The 18,235-nt window shown below is 66.0% G+C and carries 16 protein-coding genes; 7 read left to right on the forward strand and 9 right to left on the reverse strand.

Going from position 1 to position 18,235, the window contains the following annotated elements; all coding sequences use genetic code 11:
- Positions 1-91 precede the first annotated feature (91 nt).
- The 3 genes from APS40_RS05230 to APS40_RS05240 are packed head-to-tail and all read left to right on the forward strand — an operon-like array spanning position 92 to position 3,059.
- Positions 92-1,225, forward strand: coding sequence for an ABC transporter substrate-binding protein (locus APS40_RS05230; RefSeq protein WP_055046052.1), 1,134 nt, complete (start codon positions 92-94; stop codon positions 1,223-1,225).
- Positions 1,225-2,292 carry a FecCD family ABC transporter permease gene (locus tag APS40_RS05235; protein ID WP_055046053.1) on the forward strand — a complete coding sequence of 356 codons (1,068 nt, stop codon included), beginning with the start codon at positions 1,225-1,227 and terminating at the stop codon, positions 2,290-2,292. The genes APS40_RS05230 and APS40_RS05235 overlap by 1 nt, the downstream gene beginning before the upstream one ends.
- Entirely contained in the window at positions 2,286-3,059 is a 774-nt protein-coding gene (locus APS40_RS05240) for an ABC transporter ATP-binding protein (RefSeq protein WP_055046054.1), read from the forward strand. The genes APS40_RS05235 and APS40_RS05240 overlap by 7 nt, the downstream gene beginning before the upstream one ends.
- 261 nt (positions 3,060-3,320) lie before the next feature.
- Here the strand turns inward: APS40_RS05240 and APS40_RS05245 are convergent, their stop codons facing one another.
- From APS40_RS05245 to epmA, 4 genes are all read right to left on the reverse strand, one after another.
- On the reverse strand, positions 3,321-3,815 hold the full coding sequence (locus tag APS40_RS05245; RefSeq protein ID WP_055046055.1) for a hypothetical protein: 495 nt from the start codon (positions 3,813-3,815) through the stop codon (positions 3,321-3,323).
- Positions 3,816-3,937: 122 nt separating this feature from the next.
- The gene (locus APS40_RS05250) at positions 3,938-4,591 is read right to left on the reverse strand and encodes a glutathione S-transferase family protein (RefSeq protein ID WP_055046056.1); all 654 of its coding nucleotides are present in this window, start codon (positions 4,589-4,591) and stop codon (positions 3,938-3,940) included.
- A 130-nt stretch (positions 4,592-4,721) separates the two neighbouring features.
- The gene (locus tag APS40_RS05255) at positions 4,722-5,780 is read right to left on the reverse strand and encodes a lysine-2,3-aminomutase-like protein (protein ID WP_055046057.1); all 1,059 of its coding nucleotides are present in this window, start codon (positions 5,778-5,780) and stop codon (positions 4,722-4,724) included.
- Complete coding sequence (gene epmA / locus APS40_RS05260; RefSeq protein WP_236884201.1) at positions 5,777-6,796, reverse strand: EF-P lysine aminoacylase EpmA; 1,020 nt, start codon at positions 6,794-6,796, stop codon at positions 5,777-5,779. Before epmA ends, APS40_RS05255 begins: the two co-directional genes overlap by 4 nt.
- Before the next feature lie 192 nt (positions 6,797-6,988).
- Here epmA and efp point away from each other — a divergent pair, with 192 nt between their 5' ends.
- Both efp and APS40_RS05270 read left to right on the forward strand, forming a co-directional pair.
- The gene (gene efp, locus APS40_RS05265; RefSeq protein WP_055046059.1) at positions 6,989-7,561 is read left to right on the forward strand and encodes an elongation factor P; all 573 of its coding nucleotides are present in this window, start codon (positions 6,989-6,991) and stop codon (positions 7,559-7,561) included.
- A 171-nt stretch (positions 7,562-7,732) separates the two neighbouring features.
- Complete coding sequence (locus APS40_RS05270) at positions 7,733-9,139, forward strand: glycosyltransferase family 39 protein (protein WP_197279443.1); 1,407 nt, start codon at positions 7,733-7,735, stop codon at positions 9,137-9,139.
- A 5-nt stretch (positions 9,140-9,144) separates the two neighbouring features.
- Here APS40_RS05270 and APS40_RS05275 read toward each other — a convergent pair whose 3' ends face one another.
- Together APS40_RS05275 and APS40_RS05280 are read right to left on the reverse strand one after the other, a co-directional pair.
- Positions 9,145-10,581, reverse strand: a complete 1,437-nt coding sequence (locus APS40_RS05275) for a UdgX family uracil-DNA binding protein (protein WP_055046061.1) — start codon at positions 10,579-10,581, stop codon at positions 9,145-9,147.
- Positions 10,581-11,822: a putative DNA modification/repair radical SAM protein gene (locus APS40_RS05280; RefSeq protein ID WP_055049555.1), complete on the reverse strand. Its 1,242-nt coding sequence runs from the start codon at positions 11,820-11,822 to the stop codon at positions 10,581-10,583. The genes APS40_RS05275 and APS40_RS05280 overlap by 1 nt, the downstream gene beginning before the upstream one ends.
- Positions 11,823-12,024: 202 nt before the next feature.
- Here APS40_RS05280 and APS40_RS05285 point away from each other — a divergent pair, with 202 nt between their 5' ends.
- Complete coding sequence (locus APS40_RS05285) at positions 12,025-12,975, forward strand: ring-cleaving dioxygenase (RefSeq protein WP_055046062.1); 951 nt, start codon at positions 12,025-12,027, stop codon at positions 12,973-12,975.
- A gap of 210 nt (positions 12,976-13,185) precedes the next feature.
- On the opposite strand, the gene APS40_RS05290 is transcribed toward APS40_RS05285, so the two are convergent.
- Both APS40_RS05290 and APS40_RS05295 read right to left on the reverse strand, forming a co-directional pair.
- Positions 13,186-15,339 carry a vWA domain-containing protein gene (locus tag APS40_RS05290; protein WP_055049556.1) on the reverse strand — a complete coding sequence of 718 codons (2,154 nt, stop codon included), beginning with the start codon at positions 15,337-15,339 and terminating at the stop codon, positions 13,186-13,188.
- 8 nt (positions 15,340-15,347) lie between these two features.
- Positions 15,348-15,905 carry an RNA polymerase sigma factor gene (locus APS40_RS05295; protein WP_236884202.1) on the reverse strand — a complete coding sequence of 186 codons (558 nt, stop codon included), beginning with the start codon at positions 15,903-15,905 and terminating at the stop codon, positions 15,348-15,350.
- A gap of 176 nt (positions 15,906-16,081) precedes the next feature.
- On the opposite strand from APS40_RS05295, the gene APS40_RS05300 reads away from it, so the two are divergent.
- Positions 16,082-16,270: a hypothetical protein gene (locus tag APS40_RS05300; RefSeq protein ID WP_055046063.1), complete on the forward strand. Its 189-nt coding sequence runs from the start codon at positions 16,082-16,084 to the stop codon at positions 16,268-16,270.
- A gap of 307 nt (positions 16,271-16,577) precedes the next feature.
- On the opposite strand, the gene mnmA is transcribed toward APS40_RS05300, so the two are convergent.
- On the reverse strand, positions 16,578-17,729 hold the full coding sequence (mnmA, locus tag APS40_RS05305; protein WP_055046064.1) for a tRNA 2-thiouridine(34) synthase MnmA: 1,152 nt from the start codon (positions 17,727-17,729) through the stop codon (positions 16,578-16,580).
- Between the last annotated feature and the right edge of the window lie 506 nt (positions 17,730-18,235).

The following is an 18,235-nucleotide window of genomic DNA, read 5'->3' on the forward strand; positions in this document are numbered from 1 at the left end:
CCAGTTTGGAATCGCTCTAGAAGATAAAACTTGATTTGCGATATCATGTTTTATACCGGCTGATCTCGCACCCCAACGAGCGAGATGCAATATGCTTCGCAGAACTTTCTTCGCTGTCGCCATCGCGACGCTTTCGGCGCTGGTCGGCACCGCCGTCGCCGAGGCCCAGGCCTTCACCGTCACCGATGTGGCCGGCCGCGAGGTCAGCTTCGAAAAACCGGTCGAGCGCGTCATCCTGGGCGAAGGCCGCCAGATCTATTTCGTCTCGGTGCTCGACACCGAGGACCCGTTCAAGCGGGTGGTGGGCTGGCGCGACGACGTGCGCACCGCCGACCTCGACACCTGGAACGAGTACCTGGCCAAGTTCCCGGCAATGTCCGACATTCCGGTCTTCGGCAACCTGACCGACGGCACCTTCCAGACCGAGCTTGCTGTCAGCCTCAAGCCCGACGTCCTGCTGCTGCCGCTCGAATCCAGGACCCCTGCCGAGGAGTCGAAGCTCTTCGACACGCTCGACTCGATCGGGGTGAAGGTGGTGTTCATCGATTTCCGCCTCGAGGCATTCAAGAACACCGAGGCCAGCATGACCATCCTCGGCCAGTTGTTCGGCAAGGAGCAGCGCGCCGCCGAGTTCAACGCCTTCCGGACGGCCCAGATCAAGCGCGTCACCGACGTGATCGAGGCCAAAAAGCCGACCGAACCGCTGGTCTTCCTCGAGCGAGCGCCGGGCTTTTTCGATGAATGCTGCGCCAGCTTCGGCGACGAGAATTTCGGCCGCATGGTCAAGCTCGCCGGTGGCCACAACCTCGGCACCGACATCCTGCCGGGCGCCCAGGGCATGGTGAGCGGCGAGCAGATCATCGCCGCCAACCCCGACGTCTACATCTCCACCGGTTCGAACTGGAGCCAGAGCGCCAAGCCCGATGGCATCTGGGTGGGCGTCGGCGCCGGTGCCGACCTGAGCGCCGCCAAGGTGAAGCTCGCCGCGCTGATGGACCGGCCGGCCTTCACCGGGGTCAAGGCCAAGGAGACGGGCAACGTCCACGCCATCTGGCACCAGTTCTACACCAACCCGTTCCAGTTCGTGGCCATCCAGCAGATTGCCAAGTGGCTGCACCCCGACCTGTTCGCCGATCTCGATCCCGAGGCGACCTTCAGGGAGCTGCACGAGCGCTTCCTGCCGATTGCCTACAAGCCCGGCTACTGGGTGTCGTTGAACGACTGATGAGCACCGTTGTCGCACAAGGCGCGGAACTGGCAGGGCACGGTCAATACCGTGCCCTTGCCTATAAGCGCATCCTGATCCTCGCCGGCCTGACCATGGCGCTCGCGCTCAGTTTCGCGGTCGATGTCGCCTGGGGCCCGGCCAGGTACGACATCCTCGAGGTCGTCGGCGCCATCCTCAACCCGGCCTCGGCGCCCGACCAGATTCGTGTCGTGGTCTGGGATATCCGCATGCCCGTCGCGGTCATGGCGATCGTCGTCGGCGCCGCGCTTTCGGCCGCCGGCGCACAGATGCAGACCATCCTCGCCAATCCGCTGGCGAGCCCGTTCACGCTCGGCATTTCCGCCGCCGCCAGTTTCGGTGCCGCGCTGGCCATCGTCATCGGCGTGCCGTTCCTGCCGGTGCCTGCCGGCTACGCCGTGCCGGTCAACGCCTTCCTGATGGCGCTGGTCGCGACGATGTTCATCCACTTTATCTCGCAGGCCCGCGGCGTCACCGTACAGACGGTAGTACTGCTCGGCATCGCACTGGTCTTCACCTTCAACGCCCTGCTTGCATTCCTCCAGTACCTCGCTTCCGAACAGGCGCTGGCCACCGTGGTGTTCTGGACCATGGGCAGCCTCACCAAGGCGACCTGGGAGAAGGTCGGCATCACCGCGCTGGTGCTCGTCCTGGCCCTGCCGCTGTTCGCCCGCCATGCCTGGGCCCTGACCGCGCTGCGGCTCGGCGAAGACAAGGCCGCGAGCTTCGGCGTCAACGTCCGCTATGTGCGGCTCGAAACCATGCTGATCGTTGCGCTGCTCGCCTCGATCCCGGTCAGCTTCGTCGGCACCATCGGCTTTGTCGGGCTGGTCGGCCCTCACATCGCGCGCATGATCCTGGGCGAAGACCAGCGCTTCTTCCTCCCCGGTTCGGTCCTGTGCGGCGCGCTGCTGCTGTCGGTCACCTCGATCGTCTCGAAGTCGATCGTCCCGGGCGTGGTGTTCCCGATAGGCATCATCACCGCGCTGGTCGGTGTGCCGTTCTTCTTCTCGCTCATCGTCAGCAACATGAGGAAATCATGGTAAGCCTGAAGCTCGATGAGGTGGCGGCGGGCTATGGCCGCAAGACCGTGGTCAGCGGCGTCACCACTCCCGCCTTCGCCGCCGGCGAGATCGTCGCCGTCATCGGCCCCAACGCTGCCGGCAAGTCGACGCTGTTCAAGCGCATCGCCGGCCTGATCCAGGGTGCCGGCACGGTCGCGGTGGCCGATGCGAAGCACGCCGGTCGGGCGCTGAGCTACATGCCGCAGGACACTTCGGCCAACGCCGTGCTCACGGTCTACGAGTCGATCCTGCTTGCTCGCAAGCAGGGCTCCGGCTGGGGCGTCGAGGATGGCGACCTCAAGGCCATCGATGCCGTGATCGCCGCGCTCGGCATCCGGCCGATTGCCTTCCGCAACCTGGGCGAGCTGAGCGGCGGCCAGCGCCAGCTGGTGAGCATCGCCCAGTCGCTGGTGCGCGAACCGGAAATCCTGCTGATGGATGAGCCGACCTCGGCCCTCGACCTGCATCGGCAGGTGGAAGTGCTCGGCTTCATGCAGCAGACGGCGCGCGCCCGCGGCATGATCGTCCTCATCGCGCTGCACGATCTCAACCAGGCGCTGCGCTTTGCCGACCAGACCATGGTAATCGTCAACGGCCGGATGACCGCCTGCGGCAAATCCAGCGACGTGATCACCGTCGAGCTGCTGCGCGATGTTTATCGCGTCGACGCTCGCATCGAGACCTGCTCGCGCGGCCTGCCGCACGTCATCGTCGACGGCACGGTCGAGGCGGTGCGCGCCGCGGCGTGATAAGCGGGGAGCAGGTGGCCGGCCCGTGCTCTACACACACCGTCCATCTGCAGAGCCGACACCGGGCGTGCTGCCCCACCCCACCCAGCTTCGCTAAGCCCGCTGGAGCGGGCAAGCTGCGCGACCCTCCCCATCAAGGGGAGGGAGACCGATTGCAGCGTCGGTTTCCCTCCGTCTCCCTCCCCCTTGTGGGGAGGGTAGCGCAGCTAGGCGAAGCCTTAGCGCAGCTGGGTGGGGGGAGCCACACGCACCGACTGGCGCCTAGCGGCAGCGCTCGAGCAGTTGCTTGATCGCCGCCGACGATCCCTTCGCGCCGAAAATATGGCTGTCGAACACCTCGAGCCCCCCGCCCGACTTTGGGCGGACATAGGCGACCCGGATCACCTTCTGAGCCTGCTGGGCGATGCGGGCCCACTGGCGAGCCACCGGGCCGCGCACGATCATCGAGCTGCCATCGCTGTGGATCAGCGGAATATCCTGAGCGAAACTGCTGCCGCGGGCCGCCGAGACCGCCGAGCCTTCCGCCGCATCGGGCGTGATCGCCAGGTTCATTGCACTCGCCCCGGCCACCTGCCGGTGCGGTGCGCGCACCCAGAAGCCCATCGCCAAGTCGCCGCCGCGGCAAGCGAACTGGAACTGCGCATCGCCGTTGTCGAAATAGGCGATCGGCACGCTGGCGTCCTCATATATCCATTCCTCGGCGCTGGCCGCCGTCGCCAGCAGCGCCACGCACAATGCCGAAAACACCTTGAGCATACAGATCCCCTGAAACACGCATCGGAGCGCCGCAGCGCCCCGATGTCGACCGGCAGCGACGCAGGTCGAGCGACGCTGCCGCCATGGTGTGGGGATCAGGTTACCCAGCCCTTAAGCAATGCTCAGGCCGTTGCATGAGCGTCGGTGAACACGGCCAGTTGGGCTGCGAACGCCCGCCGGAACGCCGGCCGCGCCTCGGCCCGGGCCACATAGGCGATGAGATTCGGATGCGCCGCCAGCAGCGCCGAGCCCTTCAGCCGGCGCAGCACGCCCACCAGCACCAGGTCGCCGGCGCTGAACGCGCCATCCAGCCAATCGGCATCGCCGAGCCGGCCGGCGAGGGCAGCCAGGCGGGTGCGGATGCGCCCTTCGACCCCTTCCATCCGTTCCGCATACCAGGGCTTGTCGTTCTCGAAAAACTCGGCCGCCTCCCGATCGAGGATCGGGGGCTCGATGGTGCTGAGCGCGGCGAACATCCAGGTGATGGCGCGGGCGCGCGCAGCTCTGTCCTCGGGCAGCAGGCCCGGGTGCTGCTGGGCGATATGCAGCACGATAGACCCGGACTCGAACAGGCCGAGATCGCCCTCCTCATAGGTCGGGATCTGCCCGAAGGGATGCAGCGCCAGGTGTTTGGGCTGCTTCATCTCGGCAAACGACACCAGCCGCACATCATAGGGCTGGCCGACTTCTTCGAGGGCCCAGCGCACCCGCATGTCGCGGGCCTGACCGGCGCCCTGGTCGGGCGAATCTGCGAAGGCGGTGATGGTCGGGATCATGGCAAGCTCCACGCGTTGTGTGGGCAAGCGCTCCGTCCTGCCCTTCGCAAGCTAATCGAACCGCGAGAGCGGGATTCGACAGGCGGGAGGAAGTTTTTTTGGCAGAGACCAAACGAGGGCGTGCGTCCCGCTAGTAGCTGCCCGCCGGCGGATACTGGTGCACCCTGCCCTGCCAGTCCGACACGGCATATTCGCCCTTGCCGGTCGCCTCGACAGTGCTCGCCGCGATCGGCGTCTTGCCGTAGCCGCCGGGGATGTCGAGCACATAGGTCGGCTGGCAGAGGCCCGATACGCGGCCGCGCAGGCCGCGCACCAGCGCCTGTCCCTCGGCGATCGACAGCCGGAAATGCGCCGTGCCCGGCGCCAGGTCCGGGTGGTGCAGGTAATAGGGCTTGACCCGCATCTCGACGAAGCCGCGCATCAGTTCGGCCAGAACGTCCGGGTCGTCGTTGATGCCGCGCAGCAGCACCGACTGGCTGAGCATCACCACGCCGGCATCCACCAGCCGCCCCGCCGCCGCGCGCGCTGCCGGGGTCAGCTCGCGCGGGTGGTTGGCATGCAGCGCCACATAGGTGGTCTTGCCGCTCGCCTTGAGCGCGGCGATCAGTTTGTCGTCCACCCGCTCGGGCTCCACCACCGGCACCCGGCTGTGGAAGCGCACGATCTTCACATGCGCGATGTCCCTCAGCCGGACCATCATCTCCTCGAGCCGGCGCGCCGACAGCACCAGCGGGTCGCCGCCGGTGAGGATCACCTCCCAGATCTCGGGATGAGCGGCGATATAGCCGACTGCGGCATCCATCGCGTCTGGCGACAGCGTTCCCAGGCCTTCCGGCCCTACCATCTCGCGCCGGAAGCAGAACCGGCAATAGACCGGGCACACATGCACGGCCTTCAGCAGCACCCGGTCGGGATAGCGATGCACGATCCCTTCGACGGGCGAGTGGGAGAGGTCACCGATCGGATCGGCTCGTTCCTCCGGCGTGGTGCTGAGCTCGGCGATACCGGGGACGAATTGCCGCGCGATCGGATCGTTCGCGTCGGCCCGGTCGATGAGCCCTGCCATCGCCGGCGTCACCGCGATGGCGTAGTGCTTCGCCACCGCTTCGGCATCGCCAAGGTGGTCTGCTTCAAGCAGCCCGGCCGCAACCAGATCCTTCGCTGTCCGGATCGCCCGATCCTGTTTCATCTGTCGCCTCCGACCACCGGCACCCACAGCACGTCTTCGATCCGCCGCGCCCCGACCGCCAGCATCACCAGCCGGTCGAAACCGAGCGCCACGCCGCTGGTGTCCTCCATCAGCGGCAAGGCCGCCAGCAGTTCCTCGTCCAGCGGATAGGTTTCGCCGTAGAGCCGCTGCTTCTCATCCATCTCGGCGGCAAAACGGCGGCGCTGCTCGGCCGCATCGGTGAGCTCGCCGAAGCCGTTCGCCAGCTCGACTCCGCAGGCGTAGAGCTCGAACCGCTCGGCCAGGCGCAAGTCGTCCCCGGTGCGCCGCGCCAGCGCCGCCTCGGCGGCCGGATAGCGATCGAGCACCGTCACCCGCCCCAACCCTAGATTCGGCTCGACCTTTTCCACCAGCACGCGGCTGAACAGGTAGGACCAGGTATGGTCCCGGGGAACCTCGAGCCCAACCGCTCGCATCTGGGCGGCCAATGCCTCGGCATCGGTCTCGCCCGCGGCATCCATCGTCGCCAACAGGTCGATCCCGGCAAAGCGCTGAAATGCTTCGACCACGCCCAGCCGCTCGGGCGCGGCGAACGGATCGCACTCCCGACCGCGGAACCTGAGCGTCGTGACACCCGCCGTCTCGGCCGCGAGCCGCAACAGCGCCACGCAGTCGGCGATCACCGCATCATACGGCTCGCCCGCCCGATACCACTCGAGCATGGTGAACTCGGGATGATGCAGCGCGCTCCGCTCCCGATTCCGCCAGACATGGCCGAGGCTGGCAATCCGCCGCTCGCCCGCCGCCAGGAGCTTCTTCATCGAGAATTCCGGCGAAGTGTGGAGATAGAGCGTCTCCCCCACCCCGTCATTGCCGATCGCCGTGGTGGCGAAGGCATGCAGGTGCGTTTCGTTGCCCGGGCTGCGCTGCAGCCCCGGTGGGTCGACCATGAGGAAATCCCGAGCGCCCAGGTAATTGCGCACCGCCAGTTCGATCCGGTTGCGCGCCAGGAGCGCCGGGCGCCGGTCGGCATGCACCGAGGGCGTCCACCATGGCGAAACCGGCGGGACTGGCGGGGAAGCGGGCAAGGCGACGTCTTTCGGCTCGGGACTGGCGGTTTTCGCGGAATTAGGGTATCGGCGGCACCGATACATCAGATTAGCGCGTTCGGCCCGGCCTTTTGCTGCCGCTCTCTAGGCCCTCGCCAACCGTTGAACAAGGAAGAACTAATGGTCAAGGTCATCGCCTCGTCGCTGCGCAAGGGCAATGTCGTGGAACACGACGACGGCAAGCTCTACATCGTGCTGGTCGCCGAGAATATCCATCCCGGCAAGGGCAACTCGGTGACCAAGGTCGATATGCGCCGCATCTCGGACGGTGTGAAGGTTGCCGCCAGCTGGCGCACCGTCGAGATGGTCGAAAAGGCCGACGTCGACGAGCGCGCCTACCAGTTCCTCTACCACGACGGCGAGGGCTACCACTTCATGGAGCCCACCACCTACGAGCAGATCGCCGTCTCCGAAGACGTGGTCAGCGACCAGGCCGCCTACCTCACCGATGGCATGGAAGTCTATATCCGTACCTTCGAGGGCGTGGCGCTGTCGATCGAACTGCCGCAGCGCGTCACCCTCGAGATCGTCGAAACCGAGCCGGTGGTGAAGGGTCAGACCGCCTCCTCATCGTTCAAGCCGGCGACCCTCAACAACGGCGTCAAGACCATGGTCCCGCCCCATATCGGCGTTGGCACCAAGGTCGTGGTGATGACCGCCGACGGCAGCTACGTCGAACGCGCCAAGGACTGACCTCCGGCCGCGAACCGGCAAAATCGCTCCAGTGGAGCGATTTTAGGAGATCAGGCCCGGAGAGCTGCGCTCGCAGGGCTGGGATGTCGACACACCTGAGGCCCACCCGTGGGCCTCACGCGGCCGCCGGGGAATGGCCGTCCGTCTGCCATTGACCCCCTCGGAGGCTTGGTGAACCAGATCCGTTACGAACCCCCGCGGGCGGTGGCGCTGGCCTTGCTGGCTGTGATCGTTGTGGTCGCCGGGCTGCTGCGCTTTCCGAGCCTCGGTGAGCAAAGCCTGTGGCGCGACGAGGCAGCTACCTGGCTGCAGGTCAACGGCTCGCTTGCCGACGTGATCTCCCGCACCGCCCTCGACAATTACCCACCGCTCTACAACCTGCTGGCCTGGGTTTGCGTGCAGCTGTTCGGCGGCGCAGAATGGGTGCTGCGGCTCCCCTCGGCGGTGCTGGGGGTGATCAATGTCGCGCTGCTCTATGGCCTAGGCAGCCGCATCGGTGGTCGCGGCGCCGGCCTGATTGCGGCGGGCCTGCTGGCGCTTTCGGGCTACCATGTCTGGTATTCCCAGGAGGCGCGGATGTATGCGCTGCTCGGCTGCGCGGCGACCGCGCATGCCTGGGCGATGGTGTACTTTCTCGATCGGCCCCGCGCGGCGCGCGCCCTGCTGCTCGGCCTCAGCGGCATCCCGCTGATCTATGCGCATCCCTATGGCGCGCTGACCTGGATCGGCATCGGCTTTGGCGCACTCTGTACGATCGCCCTGCGCCGGGAGTGGCAGGCACTGCCGCAGCTGATCCTGGCCGAACTGCTGGTGGCGCTGAGCTTCGTGCCCTGGGCGCTGATCCTCATCGGTCGGGCGCAGACCATAGCCAAGGAGGGGTTCTGGATCGGCCAGCCTACCCCCGACTATATCCTGCTGCAGTGGCGCAAGGTCACGAGCGCCATGTTCATCCTGCTGGTGCTGGCCATCCCGGGGCTGATTTTCCTCCGCCGCCGACATGGACCGGGACCGGCCTGGCCCTGGCTGCCGCTGCTGCTGAGCTGGACGCTACTCCCCAGCCTCCTGGGCATCATCGCCTCGCTGCTGGTCGAGCCGGTGTTCTTCGACCGTTATCTTATCGGCTCGCTGCCGGCCTTCCTGATCCTGTTCGCTCTCGCCATACTGATGCCGGCACGGACACTTCGGGGTGTTGCTGTAGCCGGCGTGGTCGCCCTCGCCATGGGGATCGCGACGCTGTTCTTTGCCGACGCAGACCCCCGCGGCGACTGGCGGGCCATCTCGGCACAAGTTCGCTCAGACCTTCAGCCTATGGATTGCTTGGCCATGTCCTCGCCGGTCGACGAGGTCGTTCTCGACTACTACGTCCCGGCGCGCGGGGATTGCTTCGTTGCTGATCTCGATCCTGCGCAGGTGGCCAAGGCCCCTGCCTCAGCTCGCATCATCTATCTCGCGATGCAGCCGAGAAGCGACGCCGAGGCGACCATCGCCACCCTCCAGGCGACGCGGCCGCTGCTCTCCACGCATGAAGTGCACAACGGCACTGTCTATATCTTGGCGCCTGCTTTGCCGCCCGGCTGAACTCCTCACCCCAGCAGGCGCCCGATCTCCCTGAGATCGGCCACGAACCGCTCCCGTTCACGTGCTGCCTCGGCCCGGTCCGGCATTCGCAGCAGGTATGAGGGGTGCACGGTCGCGAACATGCGGGTGCCGTCAGTCAACTCGGTGAGTTTCCCGCGCACCGAACTCAGCGTCGTGCCGCTGCCGGCAAGACTGGCGACCGCTGTGGCGCCCAGCGCCACGATCAGCTTGGGCTTGACGAACTCGCGCTCGAGATCGAGCCAGAACCTGCACGCCTTCACCTCCCCCATATTGGGCCGTTGGTGCAGCCGCTTCTTGCCGCGCGGCACGAACTTGAAGTGTTTGACCGCATTGGTGACATAGGCCCGATCGCGGTCCATGCCCGCCTCGGTCATTGCCGCATCGAACACCTTGCCGGCCGGCCCGACGAAGGGCTTGCCCGCCAGGTCCTCCTGGTCGCCGGGCTGCTCGCCGACGAACATCACCTCGGCATGGGCGGGTCCCTCGCCGAACACCGCCTGCGTCGCCATCTCGTACAATGGGCAGCGGCGGCACCCCTCGATCGCGTCGCGTGCCGCGCTGAGCGAGGTGATTTCGACTTCGGGCACCACCTCATCGACCTGCCGCTCGGCGCGCCGCATGTGCCTTGATGGTGGGATGCTGGCCTGTCGCTCGATCATTTCCGCCTCCGCTGCCTTGGCGCCGCGTATCAGGGAGGGAATGAGTTCGGCCTCGGGGAGGTTGCGCCAGTATTTCACCGGCATCTCCGATTTCATCATCGCGACCTTGAGCCGCGCCGGATTGAAGATCGACGCGAAGTAGCTCTTCCAGGCATCCTCCATCGCATCTTCCGCCGGCACGTCGGCCTTGTGCCCGCCCGGGCCGAACTCGAGGTTCTCGCCGTCCCAGAACGCCGAGCGATAGGGGGTGACGATGGCCCACATCATGCCGGTGAAGCGCCGCACGAAGAATGGCGCCACCCGTTCCAGCACATAGTGCTCGGGCTCGAACCACGCCGCAAAGCGCTCGAGCCCGGAGGCATCGGCCACCGACCTGAACCGCACGAAGGCCTTGAGCTTATGGGCATCGCGCCGCACCGCCGAAACGCGCCGGTCGAGCTGGCCGACATCGGGGTCGGAGCGTGCCTCCATCAATCCCCGGTCCTTCTGCAGCCGCCACAGCAGCCGGTAGAGCAGCGCGAAGCGCTCCGGGTCGCTGTGGCAGATGCCGGCCTCGGCCCAGTCGATGAAGCGCTGCGGCACCACCCCGACTCTGCGCTCGGTCACCTGCTCGACGGCAGCCTCGCTGACAAACAGATCGTGCGGCGTGGTGGGATCGAGCCATACGACTTCGTCGGGTGGCACCGCATCGAGCAGCAGGCGCCGCGCGGCCGCCCGCCACTCGTCGAAATCGTTGAGCGCTGCGAGCCGCACCGCACGCATCAGAACAGTTCCAGCTGTTTCGGCGCCGGAGTGAGCTTGCCCCTCAATTTCGCGTCGTCGGTCAGCCCGCCTGGCGACCAGTCATCGGCCTCGACGAACGGCCTGACCTTGTCGATCGAGCCGGCCATGCGCGCCAGATCCGCGAGCGTCAACCGATGGTGCCGGCGCGAGCTGAGGATGCGATCGACCACCCTCACCCCGAGGCCGGGCACGCGCAGCAGCAGTTCCCGCGCCGCCCGGTTCACATCGACCGGAAACTGCCCGCGATGCGCCAGCGCCCAGGCCAGCTTGGGGTCGAGCTTGAGATCGAGCAGCCCATCCGCGCCGCCCGAGACGATTTCATCGACATTGAAGCCATAGAAACGGATCAGCCAATCGGCCTGGTACAGCCGGTGCTCGCGCATGAGCGGTGGCGGCGCCAAGGGCAGCTTCGAGCTCGCATCGGGGATCGGTGAGAAAGCCGAGTAATAGACCCGCTTCAACCCATAGCCCGAGTAGAGCGCGGCGCTGCGGCCGAGGATAGTGGCGTCTGTCGCCCGGTCGGCACCGACGATCATCTGCGTCGACTGCCCGGCCGGCGCCAGCTTGGTCGGCTTGCGCTTGCCCTCGATCTTGCCATCGGGCCGGCTCTCCTCGCGCTTTGCCTCGATATGCGCCATGGCCGTGCGGATAGCGCTGGGCTTTTTCTCGGGCGCCAGCGTTTCGAGGCTCACGTCGGTCGGCAGCTCGATATTGGTCGACAACCGGTCGGCGTGGCGGCCGGCTTCGGCCAGCAGCTCGGGAGAGGCGTTGGGGATCACCTTGAGGTGAATATAGCCGCCGAAGCGGTGCGTCTCGCGCAGGGTGCGCGCCACCCGCACCATCTCTTCCATGGTGTAGTCGGGCGACTGGATGATGCCCGAGGAGAGGAACAGCCCTTCGATATAGTTCCGCTTGTAGAAATCCAGCGTCAGCCCGACTACCTCCTCCACCGAGAAACGGGCGCGCGGCACGTTCGAGGACGAGCGGTTGACGCAATAGCTGCAGTCATAGACGCAGAAATTGGTCAGCAGCAGCTTGAGCAGCGAGATGCAGCGTCCATCCGGCGCATAGGAATGGCAGATGCCGCTGCCCTCGGTCGAACCGATGCCGCCGGTCGCGAGGCTCGAGCGTTTCACCGAACCGCTCGAGGCACAGGAAGCATCGTATTTGGCCGCGTCCGAGAGGATCGCGAGCTTGCGTGGCAGAGTCAGTCGAGTCATTTCGTTCACTTTATGTTCGCATCGACTGTGCCCATGAGGGCTATGGCCGTTCAACTCAAAAAGACATGCGCCGATGCGCGCGGATGAAACATCACGCAAGGCATCGTTCATTATTGATGGACAATGCGTCGGCTGTGGGCTGCTATCCGGCGCAGTCCCGATCGCCTATCTGGTTGGCACGAGCTTTCATCAGGAGGTCCACATGACCCTCGAACTCAAAGGTATCCACCACCTCACCGCCATCACTGCCGCGGCGCAGCGCAACGTCGAGTTTTACACCCGCACGCTGGGCCTCAGGCTGATCAAGAAGACCGTCAACCAGGACGATGTCAGCGCCTATCACCTGTTCTATGGCGATGCGATCGCCTCGCCCGGCGCCGACCTCACCTTCTTCGACTGGCCCGCGGCGCCGAACAAGCGCGGCAACCACGAGGTGTCCCGCACCGGGCTGCGCGTCCATTCCGAGGCCGACCTCAACTGGTGGAAGGAGCACCTCGCGGAAAAGGACATCGCCTCGGGCAACATCAAGGAGCGCGCCGGGCACCTGTCGCTCGACTTCGAGGATTTCGAGGGCCAGCGCTTCCGGCTGATCGCCGATCCGAAATCGGCGCCGGCCCATCCCTGGGCCGAAAGCCCGATCCCGGCCGAGCACCAGATCATCGGCCTCGGGCCGATCACCCTCGCCGTTCCCGATCTGCGTCGTTCCGAGCCGGTACTGAGCAAGGTGATGAACCTGCGCGAAGTCCGCTCCTACCCAGCGCGCGAGAAGCACGGCGAGATCCATGTCTTCGAGATGGGTGAAGGCGGCGCCGCCGCCGAACTGCATGTCGAGGTGAACCCCGACCTGCCGCAGGCCCGCCAGGGCGCGGGCGGCGTGCACCACGTCGCTTTCCGCACCCCCAACAAGGGCGAATTCGACGAGTGGGTGAAACGCACGGCTGAGTTCGGCGTCCGCTCTTCTGGCGAGGTCGAGCGCTTCTACTTCAAGTCGCTCTACTTCCGGGAGCCCAATGGCATCCTGTTCGAGATCGCCACCGACGGCCCGGGCTTCACCGCCGACGAACCGCTCGAGACCCTCGGCCAGCGGCTGGCGCTTCCCCCGTTCCTCGAGGGCCGCCGGGCCGAGATCGAAGCGGGGTTGAAGCCGCTGTAAAACTGCGCGCGGGAGCGCCGGCTCCCCTCCCCCTTGAGGCGAGGGGGTTGGGGGTGGGGCTCCATCGGTGATCACAGAACCACCCCCTCCCTCGTTCTCTCCCCTCAAAGGGGGGGAGGCGATGGCCGCCGGTTCCCACTCCCCAACAGTCGAGCGCGGCTCCGACAGCAGCGGGGCCGCGCTCTCTAGCGCCGTGGGGGGCGGGCGGCGCTATTGCCTGGGCGACGTCGCGCTGTCCGGTGCAAGCGACCGCGCCATGTCGATCAACTGCATGAACTCGGCGCGGTAGCCGTTCTCGTCGGCGCCGCGGGCGCCTTGCGCCAGTGCGCGGATGTCGGCCCAGCTCATCTCGCCATAGTTCGAGCCCTTGAGCTTCTGCCCGAAGGCGGCGACGGCCGCGGCGAAGCGCGAGTCATCGGAAGCCTGCGCCAGGCTCACAACCGCCTGCTCCTTGCCGATCGCCTGTTCGATCAGCTTGCTGGTCTCCTCGTCGGGCAGCTTGTAGCGCATCTTGAGGAAGCCGATCTCGCCGCTGTCGGCCGTTTCGGCCGTCGCGTCGGAGCTGTAGCGCAGGGGATCGTTCAGTTCGGCGCCCGAGCCGACCGGGGTGATCTCGTAGAGCGCGGTGACGGTGGCGCCCGCTCCGATCTCGCCGGCATCGACCTTGTCGTTGTTGAAATCCTCACGGTTCAGCGCCCGGGTCTCGTAGCCGATCAGCCGGTACTCGCTGACCACCGCCGGGTTGAACTCGACCTGGATCTTCACGTCCTTGGCGATGGTTTCGAGCGTGCCGCCGGCATCCTCGACCAGCACTTTCCGGGCTTCCTTGAAGCTGTCGATGTAGCTGGCATTGCCGTTGCCGTTCTGGGCCAGCGCCTGCATCGTATCGTCGCCCAGGTTCCCCTGCCCGAACCCGAGCACCGACAGGAACACCCCACCGTCGCGCTTGCCTTTGATATAGGTCTTCAGCGCTTCCGGGTCGTCGATCCCGACATTGAAATCGCCGTCGGTGGCGAGGATCACCCGGTTGACGCCATTGGCGACCTTATTCTGCTCGGCCAGCCGATAAGCGAGCTCGATGCCCTCGGCGCCGGCAGTCGAGCCACCGGCCGACAGGTTCTCCAGCGCCCCGATGATCTTGGCCTTCTCGGTGGCCTTGGTCGGCTCCAGCACCACCCCGGCCGAACCGGCATAGGCAACGATCGAGATGGTGTCGTTGGCCCCGAGCTGGTCGACGAGCAACGCGAAGGCCCGCTTCAGCAGCGGCAGCTTGTCGGGCTCATCCATCGACCCCGACGTGTCGATCAGGAACACCAGGTTCGAGGCCTTGTCTTCGGTTGCAACAGGCACATAGCCCTTGATGCCGATCTGGACGATCTGCGTCTTGCCGTTCCACGGCGTCGGATAGACCGATACCGTCGGCTTGAACGGGGTCGAAGCATCCGTCGGCGCCAGATAGTCGTAGTTGAAATAGTTGATCAGCTCCTCGAGCCGCACCGCATCGGGCTCCGGCACCCAGCCTTCGGTGAGCGCGCGCCGCACATAGGCATAGGAGGCCGTATCGACGTCGATCGAGAAGGTCGAAACCGGCTCGTTCTTGACGATCTTGAGCGGCGACTCCGAGAACTTGCTGAACGCGTCGCCGCTCGGTTCGGTCGGCTTGGCCAGCATGGCGTCGGCCGGAGCCGGCGCCGTTGCCGTGGCGAAGGATTCGAGCTGTGCCGTCCCGGGGGCGGCCATCTGCTTGGGCGCCGCCATCCGCATCTCGGCCATTGGTGCCGCCGGCATCACCGGCGGAGCCGCATCCATCGCCATGCTGTTCTGCGGAGCGACTTCATCGCGCAGCACAAGGCCGGCCTCGCCTTCCGGTGCCGCAGCTGCAAGGTTCGAGGTGCTCGTATCGGCGTCGGCGGTGGCCGGCGCCTGTTCCGCCTTGATTGCCGCGGCAGCACCACCAGCCTCCTTCTTCAATGCTTCGGCGCGACCGCGTTCCATCGGCACGGGCTCGGGCTGCGCCACCGGCTTTTCTGTCCCGGCGGTGCTGACCGTGGTCGGCGTCACGCCGATCGGAGTTATCGCGGTGGACGTGTAGAGCTGGTAGCCGAGCGGCAGCAGCAGCAATGCGACGGCCGCGGTGCCGAGGCCGTAAGTGAGGCGGTTATCCATGATCCAGGTCCCTTTCGCTTTGGCGAAGATGGACCTGAGACGCTGGATGAGCCGATTTCCTTGGGCGGCCTGTTTCGCATTCGTCTGCTCGGCATCGAAGGCCAGCATCGCCGCATCGAGCGCGCGGCGGCGCGCCGCCTCGGAAGGGGCCGGAGTGTGCGCCTGCTGCAGCGCCCGGAGCTTGTCGTCGTCGTTCATGTGGTTGCTCATAGGAGCCCCCTCAGGGTCTTTTTGGCTTCGTGGACATGCCAGGAGACGGTTGCCTCCTTGCACCCCATGATCACGCCGGCTTCGGCGTGGCTCATCCCCTCCGCGTAGATCAGCAGCACCGCATCCCGTTGCTGTTCGGGAAGTCTGCGCACTGCGTTCCACAGCTCCCGCGAGGTCGCTGCGTCTTCCTGCTCGGGCAGGTATTCATCCGGTGCCACCTCGGCATAGCGATCGGCATTGCGCCCCCGCCGGCTCTTCGCCCGCTGCATATCGCGCACCGCATTGAGGGTGACGCGATAGAGCCAGCTGGTGAACGCCGAGCGCCCGTCGAAGCTTTTGAGCACCGAGGCGAGCTTGATGCACACTTCCTGCGCCACATCCTCGGCGTCCGACACCTTGCCGCACCATTTGCACGCCGTGCGGAAGATGAAATCATAATGCCGCTCGACCAGCTCGCCGAACGCATGCCGATCGCCGCCGACCGCCCGCGCGATCAGCGTTTCATCGGCGATCGGGGCCTCGAGCACCCCGCTATTGATGAATTCAGGCGTCAAGGACCGTAGCACCCGTGTGAGCTTTCAGCCGGTGTTCTAGGGGTAAGACGATGAACGGCGGCTGATCCTTGGGGTGGAGGTGAAGATTTTTCCTGAGAGCCGGAAGCGTGTGCCCGCAGCTACACGCCGCACCTCCTGCTCTTGCGATGAGGATACGGGAGGGCTAACCCATCGTTATGTCCGATGACCCGAAAAAGCCCGACAGCCCGTTCCGCCTCAACCGCCAGCGCATCGTGCTGCTGCTGCTCGGAGCGCTGCTGTTGACCTACATCATCTCGGCGATGCTGGGCGGGCTCGGCAACTACCAGCAGCTCAAGGAATCGGCGACACAACCTGCGACTGGCGCGGCGGCGAACACTCCATAAGTTACTGACCTTCCCCCACGCCCGCGAATCGCTACACGGTAAGCACCGTGCAGAAGGGGGAACGCATGGCTAGCAAGATAGACTTACAGCAGTGGGTGCTGACAGCCGTCAAATCCAATGGAGGCAAGGCCACCATTGTTGAGGTCAGCAATACATATGGGACACCCATGAAGGAGAGTTACGCTCGTCGGGTGACCTATTCTACACTTGGCAGTATGATATGCGCTGGGCGGCTCAAGAGCTCAGGCGCGCTGGCACGTTTGCATCGATCCCGGCTTCGGACAAGCGACATTGGCAGCTTAAGTAGCTAAGCCACCAGCGCCTGCGGCACGGCTTCTGCGATGAAGCCGCCGCCCAGCACTTCGCTGGTCTCGCTCTCGTCGGCATAGAACACGCAGGCCTGCCCCGGCGAGATGCCGTACTCGCCGGCGAACAGCGTGACGAAGACCTCGCCATCGGCCATGTGCACGGCGCCCGCCTGCGGCGGCCGGGTCGAGCGCACCTTCACTTCGATCGGCATGCCGTTGCCGGCCGCCAGCGACGCCAGTTCGCGCTCGCCCAGCCAGTTCACGTCGCGCAGCCGCACCGTCTTGGTCATCAGCGCCTCGCGCGGGCCGACGATCACCCTGCCGGTGCGGTGCTCGAGCTTGACCACATAAAGCGGCTCGCCCGCCGCGACGCCAAGGCCCTTGCGCTGGCCGATGGTGTAGTTGACGATCCCCTCGTGCTTGCCCAGCACGCGCCCGTCGAGATGGACGATCTCCCCCTCGGCCAGCGCCTCGGGGTGCATCTTGCGGATCACGTCGGCATATTTGCCCTGCGGCACGAAGCAGATGTCCTGGCTGTCGTGCTTTTCGGCAATCTCCAGCCCGAACTCGCGTGCCAGCTCGCGCACCGCGGGCTTGGTCATGCCGCCGAGCGGGAAGCGCAGGAAATCCAGCTGCTCTTCGGTGGTGGCGAACAGGAAATAGCTCTGGTCGCGCGAGTCATCGACCGGCCGATAGAGCCGGCGCTTGCCGTCGACGAGTTTGGACTGGACGTAGTGCCCGGTCGCCAGCACGTCGGCGCCCAGGTCCTTGGCCACTTCCATTAAGTCGACGAACTTGACGCTCTGGTTGCACGCGATGCACGGCACCGGCGTCTCGCCCTGCCGATAGGCGTTGGCGAACGGCTCCATCACCGAGTTCTTGAAGCGCTCTTCATAGTCGAGCACGTAATGCGGGATGCCCAGGGCCTGCGCCACGCGCCGGGCATCGTGGATATCCTGCCCCGCGCAGCAGGCGCCCTTGCGGTGCGTCGCTTCGCCATGGTCGTAGAGCTGGAGGGTAACGCCCACCACATCGTAACCTTCGCGGGCGAGGAGCCCGGCAACGACGGAACTATCGACGCCCCCCGACATCGCGACCACGACGCGCGTGTCCTCGGGACGCTTGGGCAGATCAAGCGAATTCAGGTCCATATCTCTCATCCAGAAGGGGTCAAGGTCCGACGGATGGGCGGGGGTATAGTCGTTCGCCGGGCTGCTGTCACGTGCTCCACGAGAACCCGGTGGTTGCCGCCCCCACCCCTGTTCCCTCCCCAAGGCAGGGCAATCGCATATGGCGTTGCGCGCTGCACTCTAGGTGCTCCTCCACCGTGAAACGGGGGAGGGGGACCGCCGCAGGCGGTGGAGGGGGCGGCGGTAAGCGCCGGTGTTTGCGGTCGCCCCCTCCACCAGCTTCGCTGGTCCCCCTCCCCCGCTACGCGGTGGAGGATCACTGAGAGCCCGGTGACTCCCATATGCGATTGCCCTCCCCCTCGGGGCGGTATCCTGTCGTCCCCTTGCGGGGGAGCGGACAGGGGTGGGGGGCAGCGCTCGCCGGCATTGCGATCACCCGGCAAATTCTGCCGCAACCGGCGCGACTTGCCGTGCCGAACGCCCTGTCGCGCTCGCCAAGCCATTGAAATCGTTGCCTCCCCGATCCG

Source organism: Devosia sp. A16 (genome assembly GCF_001402915.1).
Taxonomy (GTDB): Bacteria; Pseudomonadota; Alphaproteobacteria; order Rhizobiales; family Devosiaceae; genus Devosia_A.